Annotated in this window: 13 protein-coding genes; 2 read left to right on the top strand and 11 right to left on the bottom strand. The window is 64.4% G+C overall.

Annotated features, from left to right (window positions below; genetic code table 11):
• Positions 1-48: 48 nt before the first annotated feature.
• Positions 49-765 carry a phosphonate metabolism transcriptional regulator PhnF gene (gene phnF, locus K3752_RS02845; RefSeq protein ID WP_260064828.1) on the top strand — a complete coding sequence of 239 codons (717 nt, stop codon included), beginning with the start codon at positions 49-51 and terminating at the stop codon, positions 763-765.
• Between the two features lie 6 nt (positions 766-771).
• On the opposite strand, the gene K3752_RS02840 is transcribed toward phnF, so the two are convergent.
• The 5 genes from K3752_RS02840 to phnC all read right to left on the bottom strand — a co-directional run bounded on the left by K3752_RS02840 (position 772) and on the right by phnC (position 5,518).
• A complete protein-coding gene (locus K3752_RS02840; protein ID WP_260064826.1) occupies positions 772-1,389 on the bottom strand; it encodes a chloramphenicol acetyltransferase in 618 nt (205 codons plus the stop codon).
• 24 nt (positions 1,390-1,413) lie between these two features.
• Positions 1,414-2,781, bottom strand: a complete 1,368-nt coding sequence (gene phnE / locus K3752_RS02835) for a phosphonate ABC transporter, permease protein PhnE (RefSeq protein WP_260064824.1) — start codon at positions 2,779-2,781, stop codon at positions 1,414-1,416.
• On the bottom strand, positions 2,778-3,659 hold the full coding sequence (phnE, locus tag K3752_RS02830; RefSeq protein WP_260064822.1) for a phosphonate ABC transporter, permease protein PhnE: 882 nt from the start codon (positions 3,657-3,659) through the stop codon (positions 2,778-2,780). Before phnE (K3752_RS02830) ends, phnE (K3752_RS02835) begins: the two co-directional genes overlap by 4 nt.
• Positions 3,660-3,725: 66 nt before the next feature.
• Positions 3,726-4,628, bottom strand: coding sequence for a phosphonate ABC transporter substrate-binding protein (gene phnD / locus K3752_RS02825; RefSeq protein ID WP_170339782.1), 903 nt, complete (start codon positions 4,626-4,628; stop codon positions 3,726-3,728).
• A 68-nt stretch (positions 4,629-4,696) separates the two neighbouring features.
• On the bottom strand, positions 4,697-5,518 hold the full coding sequence (gene phnC, locus K3752_RS02820) for a phosphonate ABC transporter ATP-binding protein (protein ID WP_170357035.1): 822 nt from the start codon (positions 5,516-5,518) through the stop codon (positions 4,697-4,699).
• Between the two features lie 184 nt (positions 5,519-5,702).
• Between phnC and rpe the strand changes: the two genes are divergently transcribed.
• Positions 5,703-6,392 carry a ribulose-phosphate 3-epimerase gene (rpe, locus tag K3752_RS02815; RefSeq protein WP_260064818.1) on the top strand — a complete coding sequence of 230 codons (690 nt, stop codon included), beginning with the start codon at positions 5,703-5,705 and terminating at the stop codon, positions 6,390-6,392.
• Between the two features lie 153 nt (positions 6,393-6,545).
• Here rpe and K3752_RS02810 read toward each other — a convergent pair whose 3' ends face one another.
• The 6 genes from K3752_RS02810 to K3752_RS02785 form a co-directional block, all read right to left on the bottom strand.
• A complete protein-coding gene (locus tag K3752_RS02810; protein WP_260064817.1) occupies positions 6,546-8,036 on the bottom strand; it encodes a class I adenylate-forming enzyme family protein in 1,491 nt (496 codons plus the stop codon).
• A 39-nt stretch (positions 8,037-8,075) separates the two neighbouring features.
• Positions 8,076-8,495 (bottom strand): PaaI family thioesterase, encoded by a 420-nt coding sequence (locus K3752_RS02805; RefSeq protein ID WP_093964533.1) that lies wholly within the window; start codon positions 8,493-8,495, stop codon positions 8,076-8,078.
• Positions 8,476-9,603: an acyl-CoA dehydrogenase family protein gene (locus K3752_RS02800; protein WP_260064814.1), complete on the bottom strand. Its 1,128-nt coding sequence runs from the start codon at positions 9,601-9,603 to the stop codon at positions 8,476-8,478. Before K3752_RS02800 ends, K3752_RS02805 begins: the two co-directional genes overlap by 20 nt.
• 1 nt (position 9,604) lies before the next feature.
• Entirely contained in the window at positions 9,605-10,795 is a 1,191-nt protein-coding gene (locus K3752_RS02795) for an acyl-CoA dehydrogenase family protein (RefSeq protein ID WP_260064812.1), read from the bottom strand.
• 102 nt (positions 10,796-10,897) lie between these two features.
• A complete protein-coding gene (locus tag K3752_RS02790; RefSeq protein ID WP_170444345.1) occupies positions 10,898-12,073 on the bottom strand; it encodes an acetyl-CoA C-acyltransferase in 1,176 nt (391 codons plus the stop codon).
• Positions 12,073-14,169 carry a 3-hydroxyacyl-CoA dehydrogenase NAD-binding domain-containing protein gene (locus tag K3752_RS02785; RefSeq protein ID WP_260064810.1) on the bottom strand — a complete coding sequence of 699 codons (2,097 nt, stop codon included), beginning with the start codon at positions 14,167-14,169 and terminating at the stop codon, positions 12,073-12,075. The genes K3752_RS02790 and K3752_RS02785 overlap by 1 nt, the downstream gene beginning before the upstream one ends.
• Positions 14,170-14,209 lie beyond the last annotated feature (40 nt).

Here is a 14,209-nt window from a genome sequence, read left to right as displayed (position 1 = left end):
CGAGGCAGCCAGTGACTCGCAACGAATATGCTGTGAAGTTTTGATGACATGAGCCAAACACCGATCTGGAAGACCATCGCGCTGGCGCTGACCGCCGACATTGCCGAGGGGCGCTTTGCCACAGGCGACCGCCTGCCGACCGAAGCGCAGTTGGCCGCGACCCACGGCGTGAACCGCCACACGGTGCGCCGGGCCCTGGCCGAACTGGCCAGGCAGGGGCTGGTGCATCCGCGCCGCGGGGCCGGCGTGTTCGTTTCGGCGGCTGCAACCGATTACCCGATCGGCAAGCGGGTCCGGTACCACCGGAACATCTCGGCCAGCGGCAAGATCCCGGGCAAGCGGGTGCTGTCGCTGATCACCCGCACCGCCGACAAGACCGAGGCCGAGGCGCTGGACCTGACCCCCGGCGACGCGGTGCATGTCTATGACGGGTTGTCGCTGGCCGATGGCCAACCGATCGCGGTGTTCCAAAGCGTCTTTCCCGCCGCGCGCCTGCCCGACCTGCCCGAAGCGCTGGCCGAGAACGGCTCGGTCACGCGGGCGCTGCGGCGCTGCGGCGTGGCGGACTATACCCGGATCTCGACCCGCCTGACCGCCCGCGCGGCTGATGCGATTCAGGCCCGGCACCTGCACCTGATCGAGGGCGCGCCGGTTCTGCATTCGGTCGGCATCAACGCCGATCCGCAGGGGCATCCGGTTGAATACGGCAAGACCGTCTTTGCCGGTGAGCGGGTCACTTTGACGCTGGATGACGATCACGGGTGATGCCGGTCAATCCTCGTATTTCTCCAGAAAGGCCTCGGCGGGCAACGCGCGGAAATCCGGCAGCGCCGCACGCAGGCGGGCATTGTCCCAATCCCACCATGCCAGAGCCATCATCCGCTCGGCCACGTGCGCGGGGAATCGGCGGCGGATGGGTTGGGCGGTGACACCCCCGACGATGATATAAGGCGGCACATCCTTGGTCACGATCGCCCCGGAGGCGACGATTGCCCCGTGCCCGATCGTCACCTCGGGCTTGATAATGGCCGCGTGGCCGATCCACGTGTCGTGCCCGATATGCGCCAGCCGCCCGGCGCGCAGCGCGAACCAATCCGCATCATCCTCGGCATCGTCCCAATAGTCGGCCGAGCGGTAGTGGAAGTGATGCAGCGACGCTTTCTCGATCGGATGGTCGGTGGCGCCGATCCGGGTGAAACTGGCGATATTGGCGAATTTCCCGATCCGTGCATTGGCGATGTCGCAGGTCCGGTCGCAATAGGAGTAGTCTTCAAACACCGAATTCGCCACCCGCGTTCCGGCACCGATTTCGACAAAGGCGCCGAAGCTGCTGCCGGTTATCTGGCATTCCGGGTGGATGAAGGGCTGGTCCGGTCGCAAGCGCGCCATGGTCTGCAAGTCCTCGTATTCGGTTCAAGGCAACATCAGCGGCTTGGCCTGCGGGTCGCGTTGTTTGCGCGCCTTGGGCGGCCCGCCCTGGATCAGCCGCTTGCGCAACCAGCCCGAAAACCAGTCCATCAGCATGACCATCAGGATGATCAGCACGATGTAATAGGCGACCTCCTCCCAGTCTTTCTGGGTGATGATCGCCTGTGTCAGCAACAGACCGATCCCGCCCCCGGTAATCGCCCCGATCACCGTCGCGCTGCGGGTGTTGGATTCCAGGAAGTACAGGAGCTGACTGAGCAGAACCGGCGTGATCTGCGGGATTACGCCGAAACGATATTTCTGCGGCGCATTGGCCCCGGTGGACTGCACACCTTCGATCTGCTTCTGATCAACATTTTCCAGCGCCTCGGAGAAGATCTTGCCGAAGGTGCCGGTATCGGTGACCAAGATGGCCAGCGCCCCAGTTAGCGGCCCCGGCCCGAAGGCGCGCGCCAGAACCACCGTCCAGATCAACGCATCAACACCGCGCACGAAGTCAAAGATACGACGAGTGGCAAATCGGACCGTTCCAAACGGATTGAAATTTCGTGTCGCCAGAAAGGCGAGGGGCAAAGCGATCATCCCCGCCCCCAGAGTACCTAGAAAAGCCATCAGAAGCGTTTCAAAGATCGCCCACGCAACATCCTGATGGCGCCACATCTTGTTGGTCCAGAAATCGTCAAAGATTTCCGTGGCCTCGCCCGAAGCGGCACGCCCCATCAACTGGCTGAAAGACTGACCGTGATAGGGGCTGTCCAGTGTGAACCAGAACAACTCCCAGCCCTTGAAATACCGGAACACCTCGGCCCGGTTGCGTGTCACGGTCAGCCGACCCGCCGGCGTGGTGATCGCCAGGCGGTTCTTTGACATGTTGATCCAGTCGGGCACCTCGGCAGTCGGCAGTTCGGCCTGCACTCCGGCCGACCGGCTGGGCGTTGCGCGCACTGTTCCGTAACCCGGGATGTCATATTCCACGGCTTGAGGTCCAAAACGAACGATATGGCCATCTTCCAGGTCAATCACGGTGGTTTCGCCCAGAGCGACCCATTCCGGCGCGGCACCATCCGGGTAAGCACCCTTGCGCTCTCCCTCGATCGCAACGGACACCTGTCCGTTTCGATTGTCCCGGGTCACATGAGTCCTGTAGCTGTAACTGTCGGATACAAGCGTCCTGCCGTTTTCCCAGTTGGCCCGCTCGGCCAAGCCGGGCACCTCAAAGGCAAAGAAAACATAGACCAGGTATAGAATGACCAGCCCCGGCAACCCGAAACTCAGCGCCCGTTTGCGCCGAAAGATGTGGTCGGTTTTGGCCTTCAAGTCGTTGATCGGCAGATCAGTGGCAAAGGTGCTCATGCTGCGGCTCCTTTGGCGGAACCGTGTGTCAGGCGGTCACGCAAAACGCCGGACAGTTGATCCACGGCCACGATGGTGACGAAAAGAAGCAGAAAGATGGCCGCTGCCTCGTCGTAACGCCCCTGCCCCCAGGACATGGCGTTGCGCAACTCGTACCCCAAGCCGCCTGCCCCCACGAAACCAAGAATGGCCGAGGCGCGGATGTTGATCTCGAACCGCAGAAGAGCGTAGCTGACATAGTTTGGCCCGACCTGCGGGATCACGCCCAAATACATCCGCTGCGACCAGTTGGCGCCAACCGACTGCAGCCCCTCGATCGGCTTCAGAGAGGCGTTTTCATTCACTTCGGAAAACAACTTGCCCAGGGCACCGGCAGTGTGAATGGCGATGGCAATCATTGCAGGCACTGGCCCGCCGCCAAGGACAAAGATCAGAACCAGAGCGATGACAATTTCCGGAACGGCCCGGCAAATATCAGATATACGACGAAAAACGGGGATCAACGACGGCCACAGCGCCATGCCGCGGGTGGACATCAGCGCCAGAAAGGTGCCGCCCAGAGTGCCCACCAGCGTGGCCGCGGCGGCGATATTCAGTGTTTCGATCAGCGCGGGGAAGAACTCGACCAAATTCGCGGGCAATTCCCCGATCTTCTCCCAGGCCTCAGTCAGAACCTCGGCAGGGTAATCGAAAATGCGGTTCCACCCATCGGCAAAACTACCGGCGTTTCGCATGTCGGCGGTCCGGAATCCGGCCGCCATAAGTGCCACGAACAGGATCAGAAGTATCCCACCGTAAACCCGTTTTCGACGGGTCATGCTGATGTAATCCTCCCGGATCCGGTCGAGGCCGGCGGATCCCGCGGTCAGGTCGGTCATGAAAGGCTCCGATGGGGATAATGGGGTCCGGTTTGCGGCCGGACCCCGAACAGAAGTTGCGCAGGCTTAGTTCGACTTCAGCTTGCGGGCTTCAATGATGATTTCGTAGGCCTCGTGGGTGATCGGCTCGAACGCTTTGGCTTCACCTGCGGCCACGCCATAGAAGCACTCACGGTCTTTGTCGGCCAGCCCGGCCATCAGAGCCGTCATCTTCTCTTTGACATCCGCCGGCAATGCCTTGCGCAGAACCACCGGACCTTCGGGGATCGGCTTCGATTTCCAGATTTCCACCATGTCGTTCATGTCGACCAGTCCGGCATCCACGGCGCGGCGTAGCGCGCCCGAATTGTAGCCGTCTTCCCAGTTGCCCAGACCGTCGGCCCAGGTCACGCCACCATCCACGTCACCGTTGTTCACGGCGACGATCGTCTGCTCGTGGCCACCGGTGAACTTCACCTCACCGAAGTAGTCACCCGACTCCATCGTCGCACCCGTTGCTTGAGGGATTTCGATCGAGGGGATCAGGTAGCCCGAGGTCGAGTTCGGATCACCAAAGCCAAACACCTTGCCTTTCATGTCATCAAGCGAGGTGATGCCGCTATCCTTGCGGGCGAACCCGACCGAGTAGTAGCCATACCCACCATCCACGTTCACCTTGACCAGAACCGGTTCGACCGCCTCGGGGTCGCTCAGATAGGTCTTGGCATAGGCGGAGGCGCCCAGCCAGGCCATGTCGATCGTGCCGCCCAGCAGGCCCTGGATCACGCCGTTGTAATCGGCCGGGGCGAACAGCTTGGTTTCGACACCCAGCGCGTCCTCGGTGTACTCACGCAGACATTCGTTGTTGTTCAGCCGGTCCTGCGCGTTTTCTCCGCCCAGGATGCCGATACGGAATTCGCTGATCTCCTCGGCCATGGCGGGCGCGCTCAGGGCGGTGGTCGCGACCAGGGCGGCAACTAGTTTCTTCATCTGTCTCTCTCCAGGTTGATTGGCCCACCCCATTCATCGGGCCGGGCGATAAATGAGGTGGTTTGGGCTCAGATCGTGGCCTCGGCTTCCATCAGAGCCTTCCGGGTGGCATCCAGTGTTTCGATCTCGGTCGAGGTCGCGGCCTCGGAGAAGCTGGCATCAGCGCCGTAGATCTCGCGGGCGACGCCGGTGGTCAGCTGCTCGGGCAGGCCGTCGAACACGATGCGCCCGTCGCGCATGCCGACCACGCGGTCGCAATAGCGGCGCGCGGTGTCCAACGTGTGCAGATTGGCGATCACGGTACGGCCGTCCTCTTCGTGGATGCGGCGCAGGGCCTGCATCACGACCTGCGCATTCATCGGATCCAGCGAGGCGATGGGTTCATCGGCCAGGATGATCTTGGGATCCTGCATCAGGGCGCGCGCGATAGCGACACGCTGCTGCTGCCCGCCCGACAACGCCTCGGCCCGTTTAGGGGCATGTTCGGCGATGCCAAGTCGGTCAAGAATGTCGATGGCGCGATGGATGTCTTCCATCGGGAACAGATTGAACATGGTCGCCAGCGTCGAGTGCCGGTTCAGCGTTCCGTGCAACACATTCGAGACCACATCCATGCGGGGCACAAGGTTGAATTGCTGAAAGATCATCGCGCAATCGGCCTGCCACGCACGTTTTTCGCGCCCTTTCAGCGTGGTCACGTCGCGCCCGTGAAACAGGATCTGCCCGGCGCTGGCATCGGTCAGGCGGTTGATCATACGCAGCAGGGTGGACTTGCCCGCGCCCGACCGCCCGATGACCCCGATCATGCATGGCTTGTCGACGTCCAGCGTTGCGGTGTCGACGGCGGTATTGTCGCCGAAGCGCTTGGTCAGTTTTTCGATGCGCAGCACGTGCCACCCCCAATTCGTGATGGAGGTCGTCTACAGCTGGTGCTCAAAGGTGATGTGTCGATCCGGTGAAGCTTTTGTAACGGGCTGAAAGCCGATGGCCTATGCAAGGGCTGGGCAATACCGCTCGTCCCGTCTATACGCGGGCTCAACACCTGAACCATCAGATCTGTCACATGAGGCCGCCATGAGCTTTGACCGCAAGATCAAGATCGCACCGTCGATCCTGTCCGCCGATTTCGCCAATTTCGGACAGGAAATCCAAGCTATCGAGGCCCAAGGCGCCGACTGGGTTCATGTTGATGTGATGGACGGGCATTTCGTGCCAAACCTCACCTTTGGCCCGCCGGCGGTCAAGGCGTTCCGCCCGCATGTCAAGACGGTGATGGATGTGCACCTGATGATCACGCCGGTCGACCCCTACATCCAGGCCTATGCCGATGCCGGCGCGGACTATCTGACGGCCCATGTCGAGGCTGGTCCGCACACGCACCGCACGTTGCAGGCGATCCGCGCGGCGGGCATGAAGGCAGGCGTGGCGCTGAACCCCGGCACCCCGGCCGAAGCGGTCGAACACCTGCTGGATCTGGCCGATCTGGCCTGCGTGATGACGGTGAACCCCGGCTTTGGCGGGCAGAAATTCATCGACATGACCGCAAAGGTGAGCCGCCTGCGCGAGATGATCGGAGACCGCCCGGTGCATATCGAAATCGACGGTGGCGTCGACACCACAACCGCCCCGCTGGTCGCGGCGGCCGGCGCGGACGTTCTTGTTGCCGGTTCCGCGGTCTTCAAGGGCGGGTCGGTTGCGAACCCGGACGTCTATGGCCAGAACATCCGCGCCATTCGCGCCGCAGCCGAAGGCCACGCGGTCTGACGGCGGCTCCCGCCCGTCGTCGACGTTTTTTGCAAAACGCCTCCTCCCCTTGGGCCCGGCATCGCGCATGGCGCGATGCCGGGCCCAAGGCCGCAAGCGGGATCGGCGCAGCCAATGTCGCGCGGGCGCGGGAGCGTTTTGCCGCCCCTGCTCCTAGGCCAGTTGATCCGCGAAATGCGTCAGCAGCCTATGTTTTAGAATCTTGCCCGTAGGCGCCGCGGGCAGTGACGTGGCCAGCACGATCCGGCGGGGCCGCTTGTAGCCCGCAAGACGCTCGGCCACGAACTTCGCCAACTCTGCCTCGGACACAGCGCCGATTTCAGGCACCTGAACAAAGGCCAGCACCTGTTCGTCGCCGCCCACCCGATGCCCGACCACCGCAGACTGGATCACCTGCGGGTGGTCGTTCAACGCGGACTCGACCTCGGGCGGATAGACGTTGAAGCCGCCGTGAATGATCAGTTCCTTGGCGCGGCCGACGACGTGCAGATTGCCCTGCGCGTCGAGACGGCCCAGATCGCCCGTGCGCAACCACCCCTGGGCCAGAACCCGGCCCGTTTCCTCGGCGTTGCGATAGTATCCTTTCATCACGTGCGGGCCGCGCGTCAGGATCTCGCCCACGCCATCTCCGCCGCCGGGTATGGTTTCGTCAATCCGCAGTTCAACCCCCGGCAAGGGCGGGCCGACCGAGATATCCGGATCCCCGATCCGGTTGTGCGAGGCGCAGATCCCCGCCGTGCTTTCGGTCATGCCATAGCCATTCTGCAGCGCAACGCCATAGAACGCCTCGGCCTTGCGTTTCCACGCCGGATCCAGCGGGGCGGCCCCGGACGAAGTGTAGCGCAGGGCGCCCGAAGGCAACCGCTTCAACCCCTGTTCCTTGGCATATTGCATCAGAAGCGCATGCATCTGCGGCACACCCGAAAACACCGTGACGACCGCGTTCAACGCGGCAAAGGCGCGGTCCGCCGCGAACCGGGCATCCAGCTGGACGAAGGCCCCGGCCAACACCGACCCGGTAACGATCGAGGCCAGTCCGAAGATGTGCGAAATCGGCAGCACGCCATAGACCACGTCATCTTGCGTCAACCCCCGGAAATTCGCCGAGGTCAGCCCGCCGAACCGCAGGTTTTCGTGAGTCAGCATCACACCCTTGGGCGTTCCGGTCGTGCCGGTGGTGAACAGCATCGCCGCGACATCAGCCAGATCGGGGTCGGGCGCGCTCGGGTACGGCGCGGCCAGATGCAACTGCCCGAAGGCCCCGGAAACAGGCTGGGCCCCTGCCCTTTGCGCATGGTCGCGCGCCTCCGGCGACGCCGCCGACGTGGACAGGATCACCGCCGGGGTGACGTGATCCACGATGCGTGCCAACTCAGCCTCGGTCTGGCGGGCGTTCACCGGCACCACGCAAGCGCCGATCCGGGAACAGGCAAACAACGCGGCCACCGCCGTACAGCAATTCTCGAGCACCAGCATGACCCGATCGCACGGGCGCACCCCCGAGGCCAGCAGGATGTCTGACAGCTCGGAAATCGCGCGGTCAAGCTCGGCAAAGCTCCAATCGGCGCCGAACCCGTCGGCAAAGGCGCGGGCCCGCGGGCGGGTCCGGATCTGGGCATCCGGATAATCGTGCCATTTGTTCATGTCCCTTCGCCCTCCCCTGCGCCGGAACCGGTTTTGCGCTCAGCGTTTCGTGGTGCGCTTGAACACCCCAGCCGCCGTTGCGATCAGGGTTCCGTCGTCGCTGTGCAACTCTCCGGTCACATAGGCCAGCGTGCGCCCGCCCCCCGTTGCGCGCCCCGTGGCCGTCACGCGCCCCTGACGCACCGCCGCCACATAGCTTGTGTTCAGCGACAGGGTCAGAACCAGCGGATGGTCGTCCCGGTCGAACCAGGCCGAGGCGGTGTTGCCGCAAGCCACGTCCAGCAGCATGGCGATGATGCCGCCATGCAGGATGCCCTGGCTGTTCAGGTGATCCGCCCGGATGGTCAAATGACACCGGGCACGGCCGTCGGGGTCAGACAGATCCACCTCGAACCCGATCGCGTTCTGACAGCCCGACCGCCGGACCTTTGGGTCGTCTTCAGGCCGCGCCGAGTGCAATGAACCGCTCCAAATGATAATCCGCGTCGCCGAACCTGTGATCCGACATGACGATCCGCTTGGCAATATGCGCCAGCTCATATTCCTGCGTCATGGCGATGCCGCCATGCATCTGGATCGTTTCCTCGGCCACCAACCGGCCCACCCGCGACACCAGGTTGCGGGCCGCGGCGATCTGCCGGTCGCGATCGGGCGCTTCAAGGTGACCGGCCGCGTTGATCACCGCCGAGCGCGCCTGCTCCAGCTCGATCAGCATATCCGCGAACCGGTGCTGCAGGGCCTGAAAGGTCCCGATCGGACGGCCGAACTGCTTGCGCGTCATCAGGTATTGCCGTGTCAGTTCCACCGCGCTTTCCATCGCACCCAGCACCTCGGCGACCAGCGCGACATTGGCTGCGGCCACAACGTTCATCAGCGGCTCGAACCCCTGCCCCGCCGCGCCCAGACGCGCGGTTTCCGGCAGGCGCACATCGTCCAGAGTGACCTCGGCCGCGCGGCCCCCGGCCAGCATCGGATACCCGCGCAAGCCCAGACCCGGCGTGCCAGCAGGCACCAGAAACAGCGAAATGCCGTCCAGATCGAACGGCCCGCCCGTTTCGCGCGCGGAAACGATCAACTGCCCGGCGACCTCGGCATTCACGACCACAGCCTTGCGTCCGTTCAGGATCAAGTCCGTGCAGTCGGTCCGCACGGTGGTCTCGACCCGGCTCAGGTCATACCGGCTGGCAGGCTCCCCATGCGCCAGCGCCAGATGCAGCGCGCCCGAGACCACCTGATCCAGCAGCGCCCGCTGATCGGGGCTGCCCACCTGCGCGATCAGCCGACCGCCCAGAATGCAGCTGTCCAGAACCGGCTCGACCACCCCGGCCCGGCCCAGTTCCTCGAACACGGTGGCGATGTCAAAGCCCGCCCCGCCGAACCCGCCATCCGCTTCGTCGAACAGCGCGCCCAGAACGCCCAGATCGGCCAGTTCGCGCCAGATGTCGGCGCTGAACCCCGCCGGGCTGTCCAGAATGTCGTTGCGCACCAGAGTCGTATATCTGTCGGCCAGATAGCGCCGCAGCGTGTCCTGCAGCATCTGCCGTTCTTCGGTCAGGTTGAAATCCATCTCAGCCCCCCATCTTGACCTTGGCGATGATCCCGCGCTGGATCTCGTTCGACCCGCCGAAGATCGACAGTTTCCGGTTGTTGAAATACTGGGCGGCGACCGGCGCGGCATAGTCCGGCCCGATCGGGTCGTTGTCGCCTGCCACCGCCTCGGAGGCGAAAGGCATCGCATAAGGCCCCACCGCGCGGCGGGCCAGGTCGTTGATCTCCTGCCGGATGATCGTTCCCTTGACCTTCAGCATCGAGCTTTCGACCCCCGGTGCCTGTCCGGCCGCAGCCTGGCTGATGATGCGCATGTTGGTGGTGGCCATGGCCATCAGGTCGATCTCGACCCGCGCCAGCCGAGCGGCGAAATGCGGGTTCTCGATCAGGGGGCGGCCATTCGCGGTTTCGATCCGGGCAATCCGCTTGACCATGTCCAACCCCGCCTGGCTGAAGCCGACACCGGCGATGTTGGTGCGTTCATGCGTCAGCAGATACTTGGCATAGGTCCAGCCCTTGTTCTCCTCGCCCACCAGGTTTTCGACCGGAACGCGCACATCGTCAAAGAACACCTCGTTGACCTCGGGCGTTCCGTCCAGCAGGGCGATGGGGCGCACCTCGATCCCCGGCGTGTTCATGTCGATCAGCAGGAACGAGATCCCCTCCTGCGCCTTGGCCTCGGGGTCGGTGCGCACCAGGCAGAAGATCCAGTTGGCGTATTGCGCCAGCGTGGTCCAGGTCTTCTGACCATTGACGACATAGTGGTCGCCGTCCCGCACCGCGCGGGTCTTCAGCGAGGCCAGGTCCGACCCGGCACCCGGCTCGGAATAGCCCTGGCACCACCAGTGCGCGCCGTTCAGGATGCGCGGCAGGAAAAAATCCTGCTGCGCCTTCGAGCCGAATTTCTGCAGCACCGGCCCCAGCATCGACAGGCCAAACGGCACGATGCGCGGCGCATAGGCGGCGGCGCATTCCTCCTCGAAGATATGGCGCTGAACCGCGTTCCACTCGGCGCCGCCAAACTCCTTCGGCCAGTTGAAATTCAACCAGCCGCGCTCGTTCAGCGTGGCGTGCCACCACTCATACCCTTCCTTGCCGATGTTCCGGCCAGCCCGGATCTTGTCCGAGATCTCCTTGGGCAGTTTCTCGGCCAGAAAGGCGCGAACCTCGTCGCGAAAGGCCTTCTCCTCGTCCGTATAATTCAAGTCCACAGCCGCCCTCCTCCTCGACGCGATCGGAACCTTGCCTGCTCGGCCCCACGGGCCGGGCTGCGCCGGGCCGGCCCTCGATGGGCTGGCCCGGCGCCCCTTGCTTCAATAGATCTCGAACAGACCGGCCGCGCCCATGCCGCCGCCGATGCACATGGTCACGACACCCAGCTTGGCCCCGCGCCGCCGCCCTTCGCGCAGCAGATGGCCGACCATCCGCGCGCCGGTCATGCCGAACGGATGCCCGATGGCGATCGATCCGCCGTTCACGTTGCATTTCTCGTCATCGATTCCCAAACGGTTTCGGCAGTACAGCGCTTGCGAGGCGAAGGCCTCGTTCAATTCCCACAGGTCGATGTCCTCGACGCTCAGTCCATGCCGTTCCAGCAGGCGCGGCACCGCAAAGACGGGGCCGATGCCCATCTCGTCGGGCTCGCACCCCGCCACGCAGAACCCCTTGAACGCACCCATGGGCTCCAGCCCCCGACGCTCGGCCTCGGCGCTGTCCATTACGATCACCGCGGCTGCGCCGTCCGACAGCTGGCTGGCATTGCCGGCAGTGATGTAGTTTCCGGGGCCGCGCACCGGCTCGAGTGTGGCCAGCCCTTCCAAGGTCGTGTTCGGCCGGTTGCATTCATCCCGGTCCACGGTGACCTGCCGATGCGAGACCTCGCCCGTCTCTTTGTCCTTGACCGCCATGGTGGTCTGCATCGGCACGATTTCATCGTCGAACTTGCCCGCCGCCTGCGCCGCCGCGATGCGCTGCTGCGACCGCAGACCATAGGCGTCCTGTTCTTCGCGGCTGATGCCATAGCGCTCGGCCACGATGTCGGCGGTCTCGATCATCGTCATGTAGATCGCCGGCTTGTGCTCCTGAATCCACGCCTCGGGCACCGGGCGGGTTTTCGGCTGAACCAGCGAGATGCTCTCGACCCCACCGGCCACGATTGGCCCAGCGCCGCCCTCGGTGATGGCCTGCGCCGCCAGCGCCACGGTCTGCAGCCCCGACGAGCAGAACCGGTTCACGGTCATGCCCGAAACGCTGACCGGCAGCCCGGCCCGGATGGCGATCTGGCGGGCGATATTGCTGCCGGTCTCGCCTTCGGGGAAACCGCAGCCGATGATGCAATCTTCGATCTCGGCGCCATCCAGCCCCGACCGCGCGACCGCGGCCTGAACCGCGTGGCCGCCCATCGTGGCGCCGTGGGTCATGTTGAACGAGCCCCGGAACGACTTGGCCAGCCCGGTGCGCGCGGCGGATACGATTACGGCTTGTTTCATCACTCGGCGTCCTTGTTCAGATCATCAAAGCTGCGGCCCTCGGCCACCAGTTTTTCCAGCAGCGGCGCGGGCTGCCAGAAATAGTCATCTTCGGCCGACCAGGCGCGGATGTCGTCCAGAATACCCGGAAGGCCCTGCAGGTCCGCCCATTTCAGCGGCCCGCCGCGATAGCGCGGGAACCCATAGCCATAGAGCAGCACCACATCCACGTCCAAGGGGCGGCGGGCGATGCCCTCGCCCACCACCTTGGCGGCCTCGTTGACCATCGAGACCATATATCGCCGCACGATCTCGTCATCCGTGAACGTGCGCGGGGTGATGCCCTGCGCCGCGCGGTCGGCCGCGATCAGGTCCAGAACCTCGGGGTTCGGCGTGCCGCCGCGCTTGCCTCTTTCATAGACATAGAAGCCCTTGCCGGTCTTCTGCCCGAAATGCCCGGCCTCGCAGAGTTTGTCGGCATAGCTGCTGTCGCGGGCGCGCGGGTCCAGCCCCTCGGCGCGTTTGCGTTTGCGTACCGCCCAGCCGATATCCAGCCCGGCCAGATCGGACACCGCGAACGGCCCCATGGCAAAGCCGAAATCGGTCAGCGCCTTGTCGATCTGGAACGGGCTTGCCCCGTCCAGAACCATGTGGTCGGCGCAGGTGCGATAGGTACTGAGGATCCGGTTGCCGATGAACCCGTCGCACACCCCTGCGCGCACCGAGACCTTCTTCAGCCGATGCCCCAGCGCAAAGCCGGTTGCGACCACCTCGGGCGCGGTCTTGTCGGCCACCACGATCTCAAGCAGCTTCATCACATGCGCGGGCGAGAAGAAATGCAGCCCGATCACGTCCTGCGGCCGCGTGGTGGTGGCGGCGATCTCGTTGACGTCCAGATACGAGGTGTTGGTCGCCAGAACCGCCCCGGGCTTGCAGACCGCATCCAGCTGGGCAAAGACCTGTTTCTTGACGTCCATATCCTCGAACACGGCCTCGATCACCAGGTCGACGGCGCTCAGCGCGTCATAACCTGTGGCAAGCTGCAACTGATCCGACAGGATCGCGTCGTTCTGCTGCTGGCTGATCTTGCCGCGCTTCAGGGCGCCTGCCAAGTTTCCGGCGATCCGGTCCTTGGCGGCATGGGCGGCCTCCTGCGTCATCTCCAGCAAGGTCACGGGCAGACCTGCCAACAAGGCGGCGGTGGCGATCCCCGCGCCCATCGTGCCGCCGCCGATGACCCCGATCTGATGCACCGGACGCGGCTCGACACCTTTCAGTTCGGGCAGTTTTCCCACGGCGCGTTCGGCAAAGAAGGCGTGGATCAGGCCCTTGCGCTGATCCGATTCCATCAACTGCATGAACAGTTCCCGCTCGCGCGCCATGCCCTCGGCAAAGCTGGGCGCCTCGCAGGCGGCTTGCACGGCACGCACGGCAACGGCGGGGGACAACTGGCCGCGGCCCTTCTTCAGAACAGCCTCGTAGACCGCATCGAAATCGACGGGGTCCGGCGCAGGCATCTCTCCGACCGCGCGGCGGGGCGCACCCGAGTCAAGCAGCTCCTGCGCATAGGCCAGCCCGATCTCGCGCGGGTCGCCATCCTGCACCTTGTCGATCACGCCCAGCTTCAGCGCCTCGTCGGCGCGGACATGGCGACCGGTTGTGATCATGTCCAGTGCGGCCTCGACCCCGGCCACGCGCGGCAGACGCTGGGTGCCCCCGGCACCGGGCAGGATGCCCAGATTGACCTCGGGCAGGCCGACCTTGGCCGAGGGAACCGCGATGCGGTAGTGGCTGGACAGCGCAATCTCGAGCCCGCCGCCGAGCGCCGTGCCGTGCAGCGCCGAAACCACCAGCAGGGGCGAGGCCTCGATCCGGTCGCACAGGCCGGGCAACCACGGTTCCTGCGGGGGTTTGCCGAACTCGCGGATATCGGCCCCCGCGAAATAGGTCCGGCCCTTGCCGTAGATCAGCACCGCCTTTGCGCGCTCGGCCTCGGCCCGTTCGATTCCGGCCAGCAGGCCCCGGCGCACATCCACGCCAAGCGCATTGACCGGCGGGTTGTTCGCCGCCAGCACCGCGATATCGCCAATCCGTTCGTATTCCACCGCCTCGGACATCAGACTTGGTCTCCTCTTGCCAACCCCAGCTTGTTCCGCA

Source organism: Ruegeria sp. B32 (genome assembly GCF_025141855.1).
GTDB classification, from domain to species: domain Bacteria; phylum Pseudomonadota; class Alphaproteobacteria; order Rhodobacterales; family Rhodobacteraceae; genus Ruegeria; species Ruegeria arenilitoris.
This window is presented reverse-complemented; position numbering and strand designations above follow the sequence as displayed.

Coding starts and splice junctions, on each gene's coding strand:
- phnF (WP_260064828.1), top strand. CDS start 49: ATGAGCCAAACACCGATCTGGAAGACCATCGCGCTGGCGCTGACCGCC.
- K3752_RS02840 (WP_260064826.1), bottom strand. CDS start 1,389: ATGGCGCGCTTGCGACCGGACCAGCCCTTCATCCACCCGGAATGCCAG.
- phnE (WP_260064824.1), bottom strand. CDS start 2,781: ATGAGCACCTTTGCCACTGATCTGCCGATCAACGACTTGAAGGCCAAA.
- phnE (WP_260064822.1), bottom strand. CDS start 3,659: ATGACCGACCTGACCGCGGGATCCGCCGGCCTCGACCGGATCCGGGAG.
- phnD (WP_170339782.1), bottom strand. CDS start 4,628: ATGAAGAAACTAGTTGCCGCCCTGGTCGCGACCACCGCCCTGAGCGCG.
- rpe (WP_260064818.1), top strand. CDS start 5,703: ATGAGCTTTGACCGCAAGATCAAGATCGCACCGTCGATCCTGTCCGCC.
- K3752_RS02810 (WP_260064817.1), bottom strand. CDS start 8,036: ATGAACAAATGGCACGATTATCCGGATGCCCAGATCCGGACCCGCCCG.
- K3752_RS02800 (WP_260064814.1), bottom strand. CDS start 9,603: ATGGATTTCAACCTGACCGAAGAACGGCAGATGCTGCAGGACACGCTG.
- K3752_RS02790 (WP_170444345.1), bottom strand. CDS start 12,073: ATGAAACAAGCCGTAATCGTATCCGCCGCGCGCACCGGGCTGGCCAAG.
- K3752_RS02785 (WP_260064810.1), bottom strand. CDS start 14,169: ATGTCCGAGGCGGTGGAATACGAACGGATTGGCGATATCGCGGTGCTG.